General features: G+C 62.9%; 12 protein-coding genes. 2 read left to right on the forward strand and 10 right to left on the reverse strand.

Going from position 1 to position 18,272, the window contains the following annotated elements; genetic code table 11:
* Positions 1–69 precede the first annotated feature (69 nt).
* Positions 70–2,238, forward strand: coding sequence for a TonB-dependent receptor family protein (locus ACOOFO_RS14660; protein ID WP_420427492.1), 2,169 nt, complete (start codon positions 70–72; stop codon positions 2,236–2,238).
* A gap of 314 nt (positions 2,239–2,552) precedes the next feature.
* Here the strand turns inward: ACOOFO_RS14660 and ACOOFO_RS14665 are convergent, their stop codons facing one another.
* The 10 genes from ACOOFO_RS14665 to ACOOFO_RS14710 all read right to left on the reverse strand — a co-directional run bounded on the left by ACOOFO_RS14665 (position 2,553) and on the right by ACOOFO_RS14710 (position 15,214).
* Positions 2,553–4,424: a fatty acid desaturase gene (locus ACOOFO_RS14665; RefSeq protein ID WP_420427493.1), complete on the reverse strand. Its 1,872-nt coding sequence runs from the start codon at positions 4,422–4,424 to the stop codon at positions 2,553–2,555.
* 113 nt (positions 4,425–4,537) lie between these two features.
* The gene (locus ACOOFO_RS14670; RefSeq protein WP_420427494.1) at positions 4,538–5,251 is read right to left on the reverse strand and encodes a methyltransferase family protein; all 714 of its coding nucleotides are present in this window, start codon (positions 5,249–5,251) and stop codon (positions 4,538–4,540) included.
* 82 nt (positions 5,252–5,333) lie between these two features.
* The gene (locus ACOOFO_RS14675; protein ID WP_420427495.1) at positions 5,334–6,701 is read right to left on the reverse strand and encodes a DUF1329 domain-containing protein; all 1,368 of its coding nucleotides are present in this window, start codon (positions 6,699–6,701) and stop codon (positions 5,334–5,336) included.
* Between the two features lie 26 nt (positions 6,702–6,727).
* A complete protein-coding gene (locus tag ACOOFO_RS14680) occupies positions 6,728–8,728 on the reverse strand; it encodes a DUF1302 family protein (RefSeq protein ID WP_420427496.1) in 2,001 nt (666 codons plus the stop codon).
* A 77-nt stretch (positions 8,729–8,805) separates the two neighbouring features.
* Entirely contained in the window at positions 8,806–9,861 is a 1,056-nt protein-coding gene (locus ACOOFO_RS14685) for a WD40/YVTN/BNR-like repeat-containing protein (RefSeq protein WP_420427497.1), read from the reverse strand.
* A 56-nt stretch (positions 9,862–9,917) separates the two neighbouring features.
* Positions 9,918–11,306, reverse strand: a complete 1,389-nt coding sequence (locus tag ACOOFO_RS14690; protein WP_420427498.1) for a DUF1329 domain-containing protein — start codon at positions 11,304–11,306, stop codon at positions 9,918–9,920.
* 59 nt (positions 11,307–11,365) lie between these two features.
* Positions 11,366–13,834 carry an efflux RND transporter permease subunit gene (locus ACOOFO_RS14695; protein ID WP_420427499.1) on the reverse strand — a complete coding sequence of 823 codons (2,469 nt, stop codon included), beginning with the start codon at positions 13,832–13,834 and terminating at the stop codon, positions 11,366–11,368.
* A 556-nt stretch (positions 13,835–14,390) separates the two neighbouring features.
* Positions 14,391–14,732 (reverse strand): transposase, encoded by a 342-nt coding sequence (locus tag ACOOFO_RS14700; protein ID WP_420427500.1) that lies wholly within the window; start codon positions 14,730–14,732, stop codon positions 14,391–14,393.
* 60 nt (positions 14,733–14,792) lie between these two features.
* Complete coding sequence (locus tag ACOOFO_RS14705; RefSeq protein WP_420427501.1) at positions 14,793–14,996, reverse strand: rubredoxin; 204 nt, start codon at positions 14,994–14,996, stop codon at positions 14,793–14,795.
* Positions 14,993–15,214 (reverse strand): rubredoxin, encoded by a 222-nt coding sequence (locus tag ACOOFO_RS14710; RefSeq protein WP_420427502.1) that lies wholly within the window; start codon positions 15,212–15,214, stop codon positions 14,993–14,995. Before ACOOFO_RS14710 ends, ACOOFO_RS14705 begins: the two co-directional genes overlap by 4 nt.
* Positions 15,215–15,494: 280 nt before the next feature.
* Between ACOOFO_RS14710 and ACOOFO_RS14715 the strand changes: the two genes are divergently transcribed.
* A complete protein-coding gene (locus ACOOFO_RS14715) occupies positions 15,495–18,266 on the forward strand; it encodes a LuxR C-terminal-related transcriptional regulator (RefSeq protein WP_420427503.1) in 2,772 nt (923 codons plus the stop codon).
* Positions 18,267–18,272 lie beyond the last annotated feature (6 nt).

Raw genomic sequence — 18,272 nt, forward strand, 5'->3', positions numbered from 1 at the left:
TTTCCCATTCCTATTGAACCCGGGTGGCCATAGGGTTGGCGTTCTCAGGGAGTACAACAAGGACCATCCATGAAGCGCTTTGCCCTTGCGCCGACGCTCATTCTCATTGCCACAGCAGCCAGTGCCGAGACGGCCACCTTCGACCCCATCATTGTCGAAAGCACCTTCGAAGGGAGCGCCAATCGGACACCGGGTGCTGCCCGCAGCATCGACGAGGAGATTCTGGTCGAGCGCCGCCCCTACAGTCTGCACGACGCGCTGGAACAGATTCCCGGCTTGCGCACCTTGGACGATGACGCCATGGGGCGGCGTTCCGGCATTGGCGTTCGCGGTGCGCCGCCACGACGCTCGCGCAAGGTCCTGCTGCTCGAGGATGGCGTACCGATCAATGCCGCGCCCTACCTGGATTCGTCAGGGCATTACACGCCACCCACACAGCGTCTGGAGCGGGTCGATGCCCTCAAGGGAGCCGGGCATGTGATCTACGGCCCAATCAACAACTACGGCATCGTCAACTTCCGCAACAAGCAGCCCACCGAGACACCCGTCACAACGGTGGAGCTCGGCTCCGGCAATCTCAACACCAGCTCGCGCCACGTCATGCACCAACGCACTGACGGCGCGGTGGGCACTGTGCTGTCGTACACCAGCTTCGCCGGCGATGGGATCTTCGACATCGAGCGCACGCGCTACGACGATTACTTCGGCAGCGTCGACTGGGCCGTGACTGAGCAACAAAGCCTCGGCCTCTCCGCCACCTTCGCGCGCGAACGCTCCAACTACGACGAGTCCAACCTGACGCCGCAGGAATTCGCGGTGGCGCCCTACCGAAAGAAGAACCGCTTCGCGCAGGAAAACAACACCATCGCGCCTGACTACTACAAGCTCGATCTGACGCATCAATGGCAGTCCGAAGCCTGGCAGATCAGCTCCCGCGTCTTCGCCAGCCGCCTGTTCCGGCCGCGCTTCACGGTGGACCCGGATGAGGCCGAAGTCAGCGCGCTGCCGGAGATTGTCCTGACCGATCCGGACTACCGCTTCGTCCCCGGCGAATCCGGCGTGATGGTCAGCCGCACCCGCGACTACCGCAACCTTGGCGCGGAAAGCCGCTTCGTCCTGGACCTGGGGATGCAGCGGCTGTCGTGGGGCGTACAGCTGCATCGCAGCATCTTCGACGACAAGCGCTCCTTCGGTGCGCCCGGCGAGGTACTCGACGCCAACAATCGCGGCAACTTCCGCGGCGAGAACGAGCTCGCCGCCGCGCGCCTGACCAAGTATCAGTCCAGCGCCGTCAGCGCCTACGTACTTGACCGCATCGATCTGGGCGACTGGTCGATCACCCCCGGACTGCGCGCCGAGCGCTATGAAGTGAAGAAGGACGAGCGCTTCCGCGGCAATGATCCGGGCAGCGGGCTGGAACGCGACGAGCAAACCATCGTCCTGCCCAGCCTGGCCCTGCTCTACCGCGGTATCGAGAACACGCAGCTCTTTGCCAATGTGGCGCGTGGCTACACGCCGGCCTTTGCCCGCACCGCGGACAGCTTTCCGCTCGACCCCGAAATCGGCATCAACACACAGCTGGGCTTCCGCACCGTGCGGCCCTCCGGCCTCTACTTCGATAGTGCCATCTTCTACAGCCGCATCGAAGACACCGTCGTGCAGCTGCCCTTCACCATCGACGACGACAATCTGCGTGTGAACGCAGCGGACTCGGACAGCTACGGCATCGACCTCGGTCTGGGCTACGAGACCCAACCGCTGTGGCGCGGCATCTCCGGCTTTGCGGATCTGGGTGCCAGCTACACCCGCGCACGCTTCACCGATGGCCTCGTCGATGGCAACCGCGTACCGGGTGTCTCCGAGCATGCGGGCACCCTGACCTTGGGCCTGCGCGCTGGCGAACGCTGGCACGCCTCGCTGACCGCCTCGCATCTCGGAGACTACTTCTCGGACCTGCTCAACACCCGCGACTTCGTGCTGGCCGACGAAGACCGCGAGCCCGTCAGCCAGGACGACGAGATCGAGATCCGCGAAGTCGTGGTGCTCGGCCGGGTGGCCTCGCGCACCGTCCTGTCGGCGCGCAGTGGCTTCACGACCTCACTCGGGGGTACCGACGTCGAGTTCTGGGTCGCCGGTCGCAACCTGACCGACCGACTCTACGTCAACGACCTGGAAAACGGCATACGGCCCGGAGCGCGGCGCAGCGTGCTCTTCGGTCTGACGGCACAACTGCAGTAGACCGCCGGGTCAAGTTGCCCCTTACACCGCCCTTGCGAGGGGACACCCGCGTCTTTCACTGTATAGCAGGTGCCTACCGCCTCCTCATCAAAGTGACAGGAAGCTTAAATGGGCGGTGGCCCCTGCGATACTTCTCCCGCGTCGTTGCCGGCCCAAAGACCGCGGAGCATCACCGTCCGCACCAGCAGGACACCGCGCGTGTACGGCTGGCGTCACCTTCTCTTCCGGTATATGCCGATATCGGAGCGGGCAGCGCCCTTCCTCACGGTCACAGCAGAGGCAGCCTCAAAGGCGACTGACCCATGCGTTGACAGTCAGAGATCGAGTACCAGACGCGCCCCCCTGGCGCGCGACACGCAGACCGTCATCCGACCCGCGGCTCGATCGGCATCGGTCAAGGCTACATCTCGATGCTCGACGTCTCCCTTCAACACCGTACAGACGCAGCTCCCGCACAAGCCCTGCGTACACGCCGCAGGAACCGAGCAATGCGCCGCATTCAGCGCATCCAGCAGCGACTCGGCGACGCCGACCTGCAGCACACGGCCCGACCGGGCCAGGACGGCCTCGAAGGCCTCGTTGACACCGGTGGGCGGGCTGCCTGCGCTGAAGCTTTCGGTGAAGATGCAGTCCGCCGGCCATCCGCGGCGGGAAGCCATGGCCTGTACATGAGCCATGAAGCCCTTTGGCCCGCACAGATAGAGGGCCTGACCCGGCTTCCATTCAGGCAGATCGATATCGCGCAGCGGGTTGTTCTGGGTCTCGGGCGCGTGGTCGTAATGGCAACGCACATCGGCCGCATAGGGCGCCGTCTGCAAGAACTGATGGAAAGGCTGGCCTTCTGGCATGCGTGCACAGACATGAAACATGAAGGGTGTGCGCGCCTTATGCAGCGCATCGGCCATGGCCAGCAACGGAGTGATACCAATGCCGCCTGCCACCAGTACCACCGAGGCGTGCTCTCCAAGCGCAAAGAGGTTACGTGGACGGCCGATATGGACCGTCGCTCCGGTCTCCCATTGCGCGTGTAGGCGGCGGGACCCGCCACGGCCGCGGTCTTCACGCTTGACCGCGATGCGGTAGTGGCGGCCATCGAAGGCCTCGCAGAGCGAGTACTGCCGGACGATGCCATCAGCCAGGTGGACATCGACATGCGCGCCAGGCGCGTAAGCCGGAAATGGGGTGGAGGCCGCTGGTTCCAGGGTATAGGCGCGTACCACTTCCCCAACGTCTTCCACCGCGACCACGCGTGCCTCCATCGTCTCAGCCTCCGAACCACTGGTCTGAGCAGGAAGACCTGGATGCGGCTGACGTCCCAGCAACTGCCCCCAGACAATGTCGTGCTCACGCAGCCGCGGTGCCGCCACGCGCCAGGCATCGTTGTAGCGGTAGTACGGCACCGTCGGGAACAGGTGATGCATCAAATGCTGCGCCTGGGACAACGTGGCCCAGCGCGCCCACCATCCCCCGCGCATCATGCGCGTGCCCTGAATGGGGCGGTCGCGCTGATGCACGCCTTCGGGATGCTGGATGGAAGCGAACATATAGACCAGCAACGTGATGCCCAGTCGCTGCGGGATGAGCCAGAGCAACAGGAATTCGACGGCGTAGGGCGACAGCAGCCAGCCGATATGCCAGCCGAGGAAGAAGACCACGCTGGCAATGGCACCCATCCACTCCTGACGCGGTCGCTCGCCGACACGGCGCAAATACCAGCCAATCCAGTACAGATCGAGGAACATCCAGGCCAGCAACTTGGTGGGCATGCGCGAAGCCACGGTGACTTCGTCCGGATCCGCTTCCGCCTCGCCCGTGTGCTTGTGGTGCTCCATGTGCAGGAAGCGATACAAGCCGGTGGTAAAGCCCGGAAACAAGGGCAGCGCCGCTAGGGTCCCCAGTGCGTCGTTGAATGTGCGATTGCGCGACAGTGCCCCGTGAGTGGCATCGTGCAACGGTGTAAAGATCGCGTAGATCGCCAGTGCGTTGACCATCATCGCCAACGGATAGGGTAGCCAGCCTCCAATGGCGAGAGCGGTGCCGAGCAGAAGCACGGAATAGCAGCCAGCGATCAATCCAATTTCCTGCCAGGCCAGCGTCGGAATGCGCACGACGCGGGCAAAGGCCGGATCGGCCATGATGCCGGCGAGCGTGTTGCGCTCTGCCTCCGGGTAGGTCGACGTTTGCATGCTTCCAATCACCTTGAGCAACGGGACGGCAACGATGCCAAGGGCGATGTTCGCAGACGCCTACCAAAAGAGAGGTTGGAAACCTCCCCGCGTCGCCTGATCTTTCGAAGGCGTCAGTCGCGCCAAATGCGTGGTCCGGGGATGAGTGCAGGCACCTTGCTGCGATAGCGCTCGTAGGCGTCCCCGATACCGGCGCGCAGATCGCGTTCTTCCAGCTTCAGCGTGGCGAGCACGCTGTAGCCGGTCAGCACGGCGGCGAACAGCGCCTGGCCGACCGTCAGATGGGGTGTCGCCCACAGCGCGACGATCAATCCGGTCTGGATGGGGTGGCGCACGATGCGGTAGGGCCCGTGCACCGCAAAAGGGGGCTCGCTGCTATGCGCGCTGAAGGCCTGACGCAAGCCGTGAAAGTGCAGGAAATCGATGCTCAGGATCGCCCAGAACAAGAAACCCAAACCACCGGCGAAGAGCGCATAGATCACCCCCTGAAGCGCGGCGCCCTCCACCGACCAGATCACCGACGGCAGCGGCTGCCAGTGGACACAGACCGCGGTCAGCAGGACCCCGCTCATCAGAATGTACACCGACCGTTCTAGGGCATCGGGGACCAGCGCGCGCCAGCGCTGCTTGAAGGCAGGACGGGCCATGACGCTATGCGGCAACGCAAAAAGGAACAGCAGCCCCAGATTGATGGCCACCGCCACCGGTGCACTGAGCTCCCCGCCTTGATTGACTCCGACAACGGGCGCGTCGAGCAGGAACAGGACCAGAACGGCCTGCCCAATCAGACCGACCAATGCCGCAAAGAGGGCGAAAAGCTGCTTCATGATGCGTCTCCCTTATCAGCAGCCCGGTACAAATCGATTGGCTGCACTGTATTCCTCACCGTGCGCAGCATAGCCGCTGCGTTCATACCCGACCCAGCCGCATGATGGCCCCACGCGTCAGATATTCCTCATAGATGCTGGGGTCGTGCACGCGCGTACGGTGCCCGCCATCGATTCCGCGAACCTGTTCCATACGGGTAATGCGTCCACTGTGAAAGTCGAAAGCGTGCACGTAGGTCCAGGACCAGTAAGGATGCGCGCCATCGAGAAAGCGTTGCTCGCCATCGTCGTACAGCCCGTAGCAGCCGTCGAAGGACTTGAAGGGCTTGCCCTGGCGGTCGTAGGTCACCATCGCAATCGGCATGAGATTGCGCGCATCGAACCAGACCCGCTTCTTTGAGACCGGCGCGCGCTCGAAGGCGACGGGCTCGGCTTCTGCGACGATGGCTTCCGGCACCATCTCCACCACGCTGTCGAAGAAGGTCTTGCCTTGGGGACCGCCGTGCACGCCGTGCTCCCAATTGGGGTGGTTGGCGTTCCATCCGCCGGAGACGCCCGCCAGCATCGGCTGGCGCCCGACGATGCGGTAGTTACCCCAGGTGTGCAGCGGATCCCCCGCCGCCCAGGCATCCGAAAGATAGAGCGTGGACCCAGGCACCAAGGGCTCGAAGCGCTGGTTGGTGGGGTACTGGCGTACCCGCCGGAAGTCCGGAATATAGCCGTAGAGTTCCGGGAAACGATGCTGGTCGTAGGGCCAGATGTTGACGTAGGAGGTCCCTGCCTCCGTCGCAGGCGCCGTGATGATGACGGCGTTGAAGCGAAGCTTATCGAGGTGCGCATCCCAATACGGTTTGGGTTCCATCACGCAGCGGGCCACGGGCGCCAGTTCGGCCCAGACCCACTGGTAGGCGTAGTCCACCTCGCCGCTGCGCGCGACATTGTGCTCCTTGACCGCGAAGACACTGGCATCGTGCCGGCCCCAGCTCAGCGTCAGGCCGGCAAAAAGCTCCAGCGCGGTGGTGGCATTGGGGAAAGGGTGACCGCCGATCCACGGACGGCCATCGGCCGCAACCACGTTCTGGCGCGCATCGAAACGGGCCTGCCCCTGGTGCGACAGCGTCGCCTGCTGGTACTCCCAAGGTCCCAGTGCCATGTACTCGGTCGTGGTGGGCCGTACCGTCAGCCGTCGCCCCATGTCACGGACTTGCGTGTAGGTGGCCGGTGCCAGCAGCGCTTTCACATGCTCGACATTGCCAGCATCGATGATGCCTCCCGTGGCGATATGGCCGCGGGTAAAGTCGTCGACCGACATCACCTCGTCGGGATAGAGTCCGGTGATGTCGCCGCGGTCCGCCAGTGCTGGCCACAGCGCACTGCCCGCCGCCACACCCGCGAGGCAGTGCGCACTGCGCTGCAGAAATCGGCGGCGGGTCAGCTTGGGTATCGGCATGGTCAACGGCGTGGCAACAGCCTCACCTAGAACGCGTATCGTAAGCGGATGGCGACTTCGTCTGCCCAGTTGATGCTGCTGATGACGTTATCGGTACGCTCGCCGTAGAGGTTGCCGTTGACGTAGTTGTAGAAGACCTCGGCACCGAAGCCGCTGCCGATGTTCCACTGCAGCAGGGGCTGTACGAGGATGCCGCCCTTGACGTCGTAGAGGGTGGCAAACTCGAAGACGTACTTTCTGCCGGGAAAGGGCTGCAAGGCGGCCAGCACGATGTAATGCGCATTGTCGATGCCGTCCGCAACCTTGTCCTCTGACCCGCCGTAGCCGCTCAGATGCCGGCCGACCAGGTCGCTCTCGCTGCGGAACTGGTATTGACCGACGAGATAGGCTGCCGGGAAGGCCGCCGTCCAACGCGTCCATTTCTCCATGACCAGAGAGGCAATCCACTCATCCGACTGCAAGGGCGTGCTCGACAGTGTCGGATTGATGAATTTGCGCTTCGGGGTGTACTGCACCTCCAGATTGAAGATGATGGCGTTGAGGGCATCGATGCTGCTCTCGGTGACATAACTCGCGCCCAGGCCGAAGACGTTCTCGCGGTGGTAGTCGCGCTCGATGTAACCGCGATAGCTGCCCTCGGCCGCGACCATCAGTGTATCGAGCTGGTTCTTCAGCTCCTCGACACTATTGACCTCGGTGACATAGACGTCCTTCAGGTCAGGGAACTCGCGCACCGCCTGATTGAATCCTTCCAGTCCGTTGAGGCGGGCATCGGCGGCATACTCGAACCATTCCCGTCCGGTGTAGACACCCCCCGGCTCGGCGACGAAGGGGGTCTTGCTGAGTGCCTCACCGGGATCCGCGGAATTCCTGCACAGCGTCGGGTTCTCGGTGCCGTCGCAGACCGGCAGCTTCACCGCGTAGGCCAGGTTGGCAGTCGAACCCAGTCCTCCCGTCAAGGGGCTATTGACCCCGCTTCGCGCCCAACTGAAGGTTCCCAGCGGGTTGTAGCGACTGACGTACACCGCCTGCCAGCCCCAGCTTCCATAATCGGACTTGATGCGCAGACCGCCATCGATCTTGCTGTCGTAGTCGCCCGAGAAATAGTTCTCGTACACCGTGAACTGCGACGGAATAATGTTGAAAGGGGTATTCGGATTGGACAGCACGGTCGGCTGGAATTTGCCAACGTAACTGTCGGCGACGAAGGTGCCCTTCTGATAGGTGGCACGGACCGACAGCTTCGGCACACGCTTGTCCGAAAATTCCTCGAAGGCACGATCGAGGATGAGGTGGCGACGGAAATCCAGTCCATTGGGAAGATCCAGCGTCTGGAAGAAGATCGCCTGCCCCCAGGCAATCTGCTGATTGCCGCCGCGCAGTGTCAGCCCCCCGCTGCGATACTCCATCAGCAGCGCGGGCGCATCGATCATGTAGTCACGCCCGGCCAATTCCAGCGGATTCAGACTGCGACCGTTACGGCCGCGTGCCTCGAAATAATTCGGCGGGCCGTGGTACAGGGCCGGGTCGCCGCCGATGATGCCCGTGCCCTGCAGACCATCAAGAGAGCGCGCGTCAAATTCGTCGTAGACCGTGGGGTCATAGATGCCACGCAGACGGCCGACGAAGCGCAATGAGCGGCTGAAGCGTACCTGCAATTCCGATTCGCCGCGCAGTGCGAGGTAGTTCCAGTTGTCGTTGGTGGAAGGCACCAGATCGCCACGACGCAGGGTGTCCGAAAACAGCGGCAGCGGGACATTCCAATTGTTGTTGTCATTGACCGGCAGGCCGGCAAGGGTCGGCGGCACAAAGGTCTGCCGCTCGACGGAAACGTCCTGGAATCGGTTGGTGCCCTGGTTGTTCGGGTTTTCCTTGGACGTCGTACTCGCCGCCGCATCCAGACGCACAAAGCTGCTGAAGGTTGCGTCGTTCCAGATGCGTTCCAGCGAGTACATGGCATGCGCGGCGGGCAGCATGCCAAGGGCTGCCACCGTGAAGAATGCAGCGCGCGATGCGCGAGAAAACATGGTTCTAGTCATAAGTCACCCCCAACGCCTGCGCTGGGCGCGGCGTTCGCAATCACAAGAAGAAAGGAAGTACTGCGCTACTGGATGCGGATGACGCGGCCACTGTGGCCCACGGCAAGCAACGGACCGTCTGCCGACACCGCTTCGATATCGCTGTACCAGTTCAGCCCGACATCCAGTGCCTGCAGCGGCTGCCAGCTCTCGCCGCCGTCGCGGCTGTAGAGCGCCGTGCGCATGCCCAGTGCAAAGACCCACTTGGCATCCCTGCGCTCCACCGCCAGCAGATTGGCGCCCGAGGACGGCGTCGGCTTCTGCTGCCAGCTGTTGCCACCATCGATGGTCTTCAGGATCACCCCCTCCTGCCCGACCGCAAAGCCGGACCCGTCACGGCCAATGGCGACATCGTGCAGGCTTGGCGCGATCGCGCCCGATGCCTTGGCTCCGCCATGCACCAGGGTCCAGCCCGCCCGATGCGGAGTGGCCTTGAGGATATAGGCCAATTCCCCCGCGATCAGGATTTCCCCGTTGGGCAGAATCTGTGTCGCGAACATCGTCGGTTCGGAGAGCGCACCGGTACGGTCGTCGCCACCACCCCGTGCGGCGGCTATAGCCTTCCAGTCGGGTGCTGCCGATTGCCAACTGCGACCGTGGTCCGAGGAACGCAGTACCGTACCGAAGCCGCCAACAGCGACCGCGGTGCCGTTTTCGTGCAGGGCCACATTGAGCAGTCGCTCCTGTGTGCCGGTCGCCACTGCTTCCCAGGGTTGACCCCAACGACGCACGAAGGCGACGCCGGATTGGCCCACCGCGAGAATGTGCTCTCCCGCCATGGCCACTGCCAGCAGCGCCTGATCGGTATGCGGCGACTCCAAAGTCCAGGTTTCACCTCTGTCTTCGGTGATCAGCACCCGCCCCATGCCGCCAACCGCAATGCCGCGTTCGCCCACGATGTCAACCGCGAAGAGGCGGTCCTGTGCCACACCGTCGACCAACACCTCAAAACGTTGATCCAGAGAACCGACGGAGTCGGTTGTCGACCCGTTGTGCTGCGACACCGCGTGCGCCTGCCCGAGTGCCAGCAGTGCACACAAGGCCACGCGCGCGGGTCTCGCCAAGCGAATATTCTTTGCCATGGACATCCTCCACCGGGACCGGCGGCTGCGCCGGCCCCGGAACTGTCATGTCAGTGCTAGACGCGGCCGAGGGCCTGCTGCGCGGACGTCGTGAGATAGGTGTCGTACATCCAGTCCTGATCGATTTCGAACAGACTGCGAATGCCCGACGCCTCGTAGGCGTGGTCGAGACGGCTCATGCGCTTGTTCTGCATGTTGTAGCTCATGACATAGGTCCAGGACCACGCCGGTGTCTTGCCATCATGCCCCATGACGACACGGTCTCCATCCTGGTAGTAGCCGAATGCCGACTCGAAGTTCACCCATGGCTTGCCTTGCAGGTCGTAGCGAATGCACCCGGTATAGGTGCAATTGCGGACGTCGAACCAGGCCAGACGCTTGCTCACCGGCGCACGCGGATAGCCGGTCGGGGTCGATTCGACGACGGCCACATCCGGGCTCATTGCAAGGGCCACGTCGAAGTACTTCTCGTTACCGGGAATGGTGGGAAGCTGCCAGTTGTCGTCCTTGATTCCAAAGTTGCCGGTGGTTGCGGTCAGCATCGGCTTGCGCTCGACGATCTTGTAGTTACCCCAGGTCAGCATCGGGTCACCGGCGGCCCACGGATCGGTGAGGAACCAGGTTGCGCCCGGGATGAGTGGCTCGAAGCGCTGATTGGCGGGGAACTGGCGCACGCGACGGAACTGCGGCAGATAGCCGAAAAGGTCGGGAATCTCGCGCTGGTCGTACTTCCAGATACTGAGGAAGGACGTGCCCTTCACATCCTCGGAGGATTCGAAGTAGGCGTTCTGACGACGGATTTCATCCGTATGGCCGCGGAATGCCTTGCCGTCGATACGCGCCTGCATCTGCAGTTCCACCCAGGCGAAGTCGTAGGCGTATTGCTGGCTGCCGTCGCCGGCGAAGTCCACCTGACGCACCGCATAGAGATTGGCGTCCGCGCGCCCCCAACTCAGGGCCGCATTGGCTTGAATCTCGTTGGCGTTCTTGGGGCTGGGGAAGGGAAAGCCCCCCTTCCAGTTCCCATTGTCCGAACCAACGACATTGCCGGCGTCGTCGAACTTGGCGTAATAGCCCTCCGCCAGATTCTTTTGCGTCTTTTCCAGGTTGGGATTGGTGAACATCCGGGTGAGGTCCGTCTCGGGCGGACCGATCGTGAAGCGCCGGCCATCCTCGCGGACCTGTTGGATGATGCAGGGGTCGAGCAGGTGTTCCACATGCTCAAGGTTCTCCTTGGTGATGACATCCCCGACGGAGATCTTGCCCTTGGTCTGCGCTTCGATCGAGAAGGCTTCGTCAGGGTAGGCCTTGGTTAGGTCGAGCATCAGCGAGTCCTTGGCCCAGATCTTTTCGAGCGGCAGCAAGACGCCGGCGCCCAAGCCTAGGGCCATGTTCTGCATCAGCTTGCGACGCGTGTAATCGACGTCATATTTGCGAATTCTCACAGTCTCCTCCGTACGCTTTGCGCGTTTGAATGTCATGGGGTCAGGCGGCAGACCGCGTCCTAGGCATGCTGGTAGGCAGCCGGTCCGGGGTCACGAAACTTGGAAAGATCCACGCTTTCCCCGACGATCAGGTCGTCGCGGGCAGCAAACTTGGGCTTGAGGAACCACATCAGCAGCGGCAGTACGACCAGCGCCAGAACCATGTTGATGAGCATGATTGCGGCCAGCAGCAGCCCCATATCGGCGGTGAACTTGAGGTCGGACAGGAAGTACCAGGGCAGGATGCCCACGAGCATGATTCCGGCGGTGAACATGATTGCCTTACCGGTGGTGGTCATCGCGTTGTGGATGGCCTTGGCCCAGTCGCCTTCCTTTGCAGAGTATTCCTCGCAGATGCGCGACAGCAGATAGAAGCCGTAGTCGATACCCACGCCCACACCGAGTACCGCGACCATCACCGAATTGATGTCCAGGCCGATGCCCATCATGTGCATGGCCGCGGTCAGATAGAAGTTGGCCAAGCTCACCGGAACGAGCACCACAAGGGCAGCCACGGTGGACCGGTAGGCAAAGGTCGCGATCACGAAGATGGCGGCAGCCAGCAGTAGCAGGATCAACCAGTGGTAGCGTTCCACCACCGAGTTCATCGCCTCCTGGAGTGCAATGGTTCCGGTTGCAAGACCGGCGGCAAGGCGTAGCGAAATCCCTTCGTACTCCCCATCCCCGCCGCTGACCTGATCGATGGCGTACTGGGCGGACGCCAGAGCGCCATCGATGGTCGACTGGGTGTTATCCCGGTAGAACAGTGAGATGGTCGAGTTCTGGAACTTGAAGTCCGCCACCTGCGAGAAATTGAGGGGGTTCTGGCCGAAGGTGATGGCCATGGCGGCCGCGCCGACGGCCTGGTTTGAGTGATCCAGCGGCAGCCACTTTGGATGCCCTCCCGAGTACAGACGGTTGCCCTCCTCCATGAAATCGGCGAAGGAGCGGGTCACGCGCGCGGGTAATCCGCCCTCCCCCGCCCCTTCCTCGGCGAGGCGCTGGATTTCCTTGGAAAGCCGATAGGCCTCCAGAGTGCGCGCCGTCCTCGGCGTACTGTCGTCATCCTTGGACTCCAGGATGATCTCCAGCGAATTCACGCCCGGGAAGTGGTCGTTCACGGCACGGACCCCCTGGTTGTACTCCGAGTCCTGCCACAGCAGGTTGCTCCCCTCCACCGGGTTGCCGATCTTGATCTGCAGCGCGATGACGATGGCTGCCACCGACAGCGCCACCGTCGCCATGCCCGTGACGCGCGCCGGCTTGCCCGTTACAAGGCCGCTGAGCCCGCTCAATATGCGTCGCTGCAGTGCATGCACACCTGAGCCGCTATCGTGGGAGGTCAAGCGCTGGATATTCCGCGGCGTCGGCAAGTAGGACAGCAGGATCGCAATCAGAATGACCCCTGTCGGAATCAGACAGAGCGCCCAGAAGCCGGCAAATAGCGCAAAGCGCTGCATCGCCGGAATCGGTGCGAGGCCGATGAACAGGATGCCCAGAGCGTCAGTGATGATGCCGAGCACGCTGGGTGCGAGCATCACACCCATGGTGATCTCGGCAGAACGGCGCTTGTCGCCGATCTCCGAGAGGATTTCGTAATAGCGATCCGTGAACTGCACACAGTGCGAGAAGGAACGTGCCACCAGCAGCAGCGGCACGATCATCAGCAGAGGGTCGATGGGTGCACCGATCCAGCCGATCAGGCCGAAGCCCCAGATGGCGGAGACCACGCTGACCACGATGGGTACCGTGATACCCGCGGTATTGCGCACATAGAGCACCAACGCGGCAATCAGCAGCCCGATGGTGATGGCAAAGATGAGGTAGGTCTGCTCCTGCAACGCGTAGACCCAACCCGTCAGCGTCGGCTGCCCGATGACATGGATCTCGTGTTGGCCGTCGCCCCCCTGCTGCGCCAAGGCCTGTGCCTGCGCGAACAACGCCTCGTAATCCAACTGATGCTCGTAGAAGGACGCACTGATCAGTGTTGCCGTGCTGTCCTGCGAAACAAGGTAGTTACGGGATACCGGCGACCGATCGACACGGAGGTGGAAATCGTCCAACTCGGCCTGGTCGGTGGGAACCGAGTCCCCCATCAAGGGCCGCATATTGATGCCGTAGGGCGTCGCCTCGGCATAGCGCGCCTTCTCCGTCGTGATGGACAGGATGGTGTCCGGATTGACGGCCGGCAGCAGATGGAACGCGCGGGTCAGGTCCCAGACCTTCTGCAGGGTTTCCGGGTTGTAGAGCGTCTCACCGTCGGTGCGCTTGACCATCAGCACCAGGGTGAGCGGGTCACCGAAGTTCGGGTGCTCAAGAAAAGTCTGCACAAAGGGATCGTCGGCCGGCAACAAGTCCGAAAAGATGGTTCGGATCTCCACCCGCGGCAGTCCGGCGGCAAAGGCCACCGTCATGGCCACGAACAGCACTGCCACCGTGTTGCGGTGACCGATGACCCACCGCGCAATTCGGAATCTCAATGCATTCATCGCCTTCCCATCTCTTGTGGTTTGCTGTCATCGCAAGACTGACCGTCCGTATGGCGCATAGCGCACAACGTCAGTGCAGCAACGGCGCACTGACGGTGGCTGTGCACGGATCGCGGTCTGTACTTGCTCCTCCTGGCGGCTTGACCGCCGGCTGCCGGGTGAGCGCCTGCAGCGGGCGGGTCGAGTGCCTGTCTCCTTTTCTGTGCTGGCAGTAGAGCAAAGACGGCGCGCCACGAAACCTCCCGATAGGAAGGTCTTTCGTGCGGCCACGCACCCCTGACGAAAGGAGGGTGTGAGCAGACCAGCGGCAGGGCACAGCACCACCCCTTCAAACAGGCGGGAATGCATGTCCCGTACCGAGTGGCGGGCAATGCAGTGATCGCTGGCACTTTCACCTTCGAGAAGGAAGGCGGTGTCGGCGGCATGGCGCGTCCGCTGGACCACCCTCAGGAATACCCCCTGCGGGGATGTGGACCCGGTTGCACTGGATAGATCGTGGGAGGCCGCTCAAGGGCATGTGCCGGAGCGCTGCGGTCAGGCCCGCTTCCGCGCGCCCTCAGCCCTGAGCGCGGCGCTCCATCATCTGCCGGAGCCGCTGGGTCTCCCGCGTGATTTCCTGTAACTGCCGCCGCAGCGCGCGGATTTCTCCCTGCGCCTGAAGCAGATAGCGCGCGGGCACACTGGTCTCCGAATCTGCTGACTCGGTGGATGGGGGCTGCTGGTAGCGCTTGCGCCACCGAAACAGCTGGTGCGGTGGAATGCCGTAGTGCCGTGCGACCGAGGATGCCGAAACCCCAGGCAACAGACTTTGTTCGACGATGAAGCGTTTCTCAGCATCCGACCAATGCCGGCGCGACCGCGGCGCGGCCGCGGCACGATCGCTCTGCTGCGACGGCACTGGCCGCTCCCTCGCGGTGAGACGGATTGGCGTGCGGGAGCTGTCTGCCACACCGATCCCCTAGCCTGAAATCAGCGCCATCTCAAAGTCCGACTTGGGCGCAGCGCAGTCTGGACAGATCCAATCTTCCGGCACATCCTCCCAGGCGGTTCCCGGTGGAATGCCATCGGCGGGCAGACCTTCAGCTTCGTCGTAGACGAAACCACAGACGACACACTCCCAGCGCCGGCTTGGCGCGGCCTGCTTTGCGAGCGATGCCGTCACTTCGCCGCCTCCTCATAGGTGGCTGCCTGAGCGCTGACATCCACATCGCTGCCTTCGAGGATAAAGTCCGCCTTGTCGCGTACCGCGCAATCGGGGCAGAACCAGGAATCGGGAATCTGCTCCCAGGTCGTGCCGGGCGCGAAACCTTCGTGCGGCTCACCCAAGGCTTCGTCGTAGATATACCCGCACCCGGGGCAGTGAAATTTTCTTGCCGACATCTTTGGCCTCCTATTGTCCGTCGCGAGCCCGATTGCTCGAGGGGTCGCGGGCCGCTGGTCGCGCGCCCGTGCTCGGCATTACACCGCGCGGCGAGCCTGGCATCGCCTCCCCAAAGAGAGGGATCGAACCCTGGAATCGCGCCCCTCTCCCCTTCCGAAAGGAGGGCGTTGCAGTCATGACGTGTGACCGATAATAGGTTTGGGCAACTGCCCCGGTGGAGGAGACACCACCGCAGCGAATACAACAAGGACAAGCGCATTGCGCTGGGAAGAGAGACGCATGGTGGAATTGGCACGCGGCATATTGGAAGTGGCCCCAACCGCAGCAGACCTATCGGAAGCGACGGTCCCGGCACGCGTCAACTGGGAAATCGAACGCCAGGGACTGGCGATCCCAGACGCGGCATGGCATCGGCAGAAACCGGTCATCACAATCAGCGGACCGCCGGGCTATGGCAAATCGACGCTGCTGAGCCAATGGCGGAAGCAGTGGCTGAACGCCGGCCAGCGTGTCGTATTGATCAAGGCAACGCCCGGAGATCGCGACGGTGACAAGCTGATCCTGGATATGGCCACCGAACTCCAACCTGCAGAAGCGGAAAGCGCTTCCAGCTTTCTGGATCGCTTCGGTAGCGCCGGTCAGGTTGCAGTGCTCAAGGCTCTGCTCGCCGAAGCGGACAGCGGAAATCAGGGCACGACCCTGATCATTGACGACGTGCACGAGTTGCTCGATCAGCCTGCTGAAGCGGTGCTGCGCATGCTCCTGCGCTACCAATCCGAGACGCTGACGCTGGTCTTTGCCGGTCGCGTCTACCCCGCTGGCGTCGTCAGCGTGGCGATGCTGGAAGGACGCTTGACCCGGCTCAACACCACGGATTTGGCGCTATCGAAGGCGGAAGCCGCGCAATTGCTGCGCCAGCATGGCATTGAGGCCCGCGACGGCCTGGTCACATCACTCATCGAGCGTACCCAAGGATGGCCCGCCGCCGTCCGTCTGGTCGCGCTCAGCCTGCAGAACGATACCCAGCAGCAGGATCACTTCGTCGGCGCCCTTGCAGAGAATCCGCGTCCGCTGACGGAGTATCTGAATGAGTCGGTACTGTCGCGCCTGCCGGAGCATCTGCGGCGCTTTCTGACCCGGCTCGCGCTGCTGCGAAGCTTCTCGGCTGATCTGGCCGCGGCTGCCACCGGCGAGCGCGATGCCGGACTCTGGCTGGAAGAACTTGAGGCCCGCGGCATCCCACTCACGCATACCGACGAACTCGACCCCAAATACACCCTGCACCCTTTGGTACGCGACTTCCTGCTCACCAGGCTTCGGACCGTGGGCGGCCGTGAGCTAAGTGACACACGGGATCGGGCATGCGATTGGTTCAGCCAGCACGGCGAAGTGGACGGCGCCATCGAGGTCTCGCTGGAAGGCGGCAATCTCGAGCGTGCGGCTGCACTGATCATGGAGCACTCGGAAACCACCATCCGTCGTTACGGTCGGCACAAGACCTTCCTGTACTGGACCAACAAGTTTCCGCAGGCGGCCCTTGATCGCTTGCCGGAGATCCAGATTCAGCAGGCATGGTCCCTCGATTTTCTGCGCCGACACGAGGAATCCGAAAACCTGCTGACCACGGTCGAACACGGTCAGCACCTGGACTCAGAGAATCCGATGTCGACGCATCTGCAGTGCACCATCGAAATGCAGCGCTGCGTGCAGGCTGGCCTGCGCGACCACGCCCGGGAGAGCGTGGCGCGCAGTGAGCGCTGGCTGGCACGCTGGCCCGATGCCAACCGCTACGACCAGGCCGCGGTCCACGCAGTGCTTGCCTTCGCCTACAAGGGGCTCAGCGATTATGAGGAGGGACTGCGCCATGCGCGCCAGGGCCTGATGCTGGGCCGGGAAGTCAACGGCCACTACATCCTCAGCTGGAACGGCATGCTTGCGATCAGCAACCTGGTCAAGAAGGGCTGGTACCGACAGGCCACCCACGAATGCCGCCAGTACATCGAGGAACTCGGGCCAAGGCTCGGCAATCGATCACCCTGCGTCATGATGCTGCATGCCATGCAGGCCGGGCTGCTCTATGAGTTCAACCGGCTCTCCGAAGCGAGCGACGAGCTCGGGCAAGGCATGACGGCCTTGATGGAGCAAAGTTCGGCCGACCCGATGATCATGGGCTTCGTCACGCTCGCCCGGCTGCAGGCGCTTCAAGGCAACCCGCTGGAAGCCTTCGACACGCTGGCCGAGGGCGAAGCCCTGGGGCATGCCCGCGACCTGCCCCGACTGGCCATCTCCCTGGGTGCCGAGCGTGTCGTCATGCATCTGCGTCACGGCGAACTCGATCAGGCCCGCGCTGTGTGGGAGGAGGTTCAGCGGGCGACCGCGGCGGGCGCACGCATCAGCGCCTTCGAAAGTGCGGTACGTGATAAGTCCAGTCGCATTCATGCCCGCATGGCCTTGCTGCATGGCGACTTCGAGGCTGTCTGCGAGATCCTGGGCCCGATCGTGCGGCATACCCGACAAACGGGACAGAAACGCAAGCTCATCGAGACACTGGTCTTGCAGGCGCTCTCTCTGCAAGCCAACAACGAGCAACGCAAGGCACTCAAGGTTTTCACCGAGGCGCTGCAGTTGGGTGCCCCGGAAGGCTATATCCGCCTCTTTGCTGACGAAGGGCGCCAAGTCGGCGATCTTCTGGAACTCTATCTGCACGAGACCCGCGAGGATCAGCGTGCCCCCACCGTGGCTTATGCGCGGCAGCTGCTCGACGCGATTGTGCCCCTCAACAACCCGGAACAGGATGAAGTCGCGGAGGTGGCCTCCCGGCCCCATGCGCCGGACCAGAGTCCACTGATCGAGCCCCTGACATCCCGCGAGATCCAGATTCTGCTGAAACTCCAGTCTGGGTTGCCCAACCGGAAGCTCGCTGACTCATTGCTGATCACGGAGGGCACGCTGAAGTGGCACTTGCGCAACATCTACGGCAAGCTCGCGGTGACGAGCCGTCTTGCAGCCGTGACCAAAGCCCACAAGCTCGGCTTGCTCGACGCGCCCTGACTACTG

The organism is Algiphilus sp., from assembly GCF_965216485.1.
Classification (GTDB): Bacteria; Pseudomonadota; Gammaproteobacteria; order Nevskiales; family Nevskiaceae; genus Algiphilus.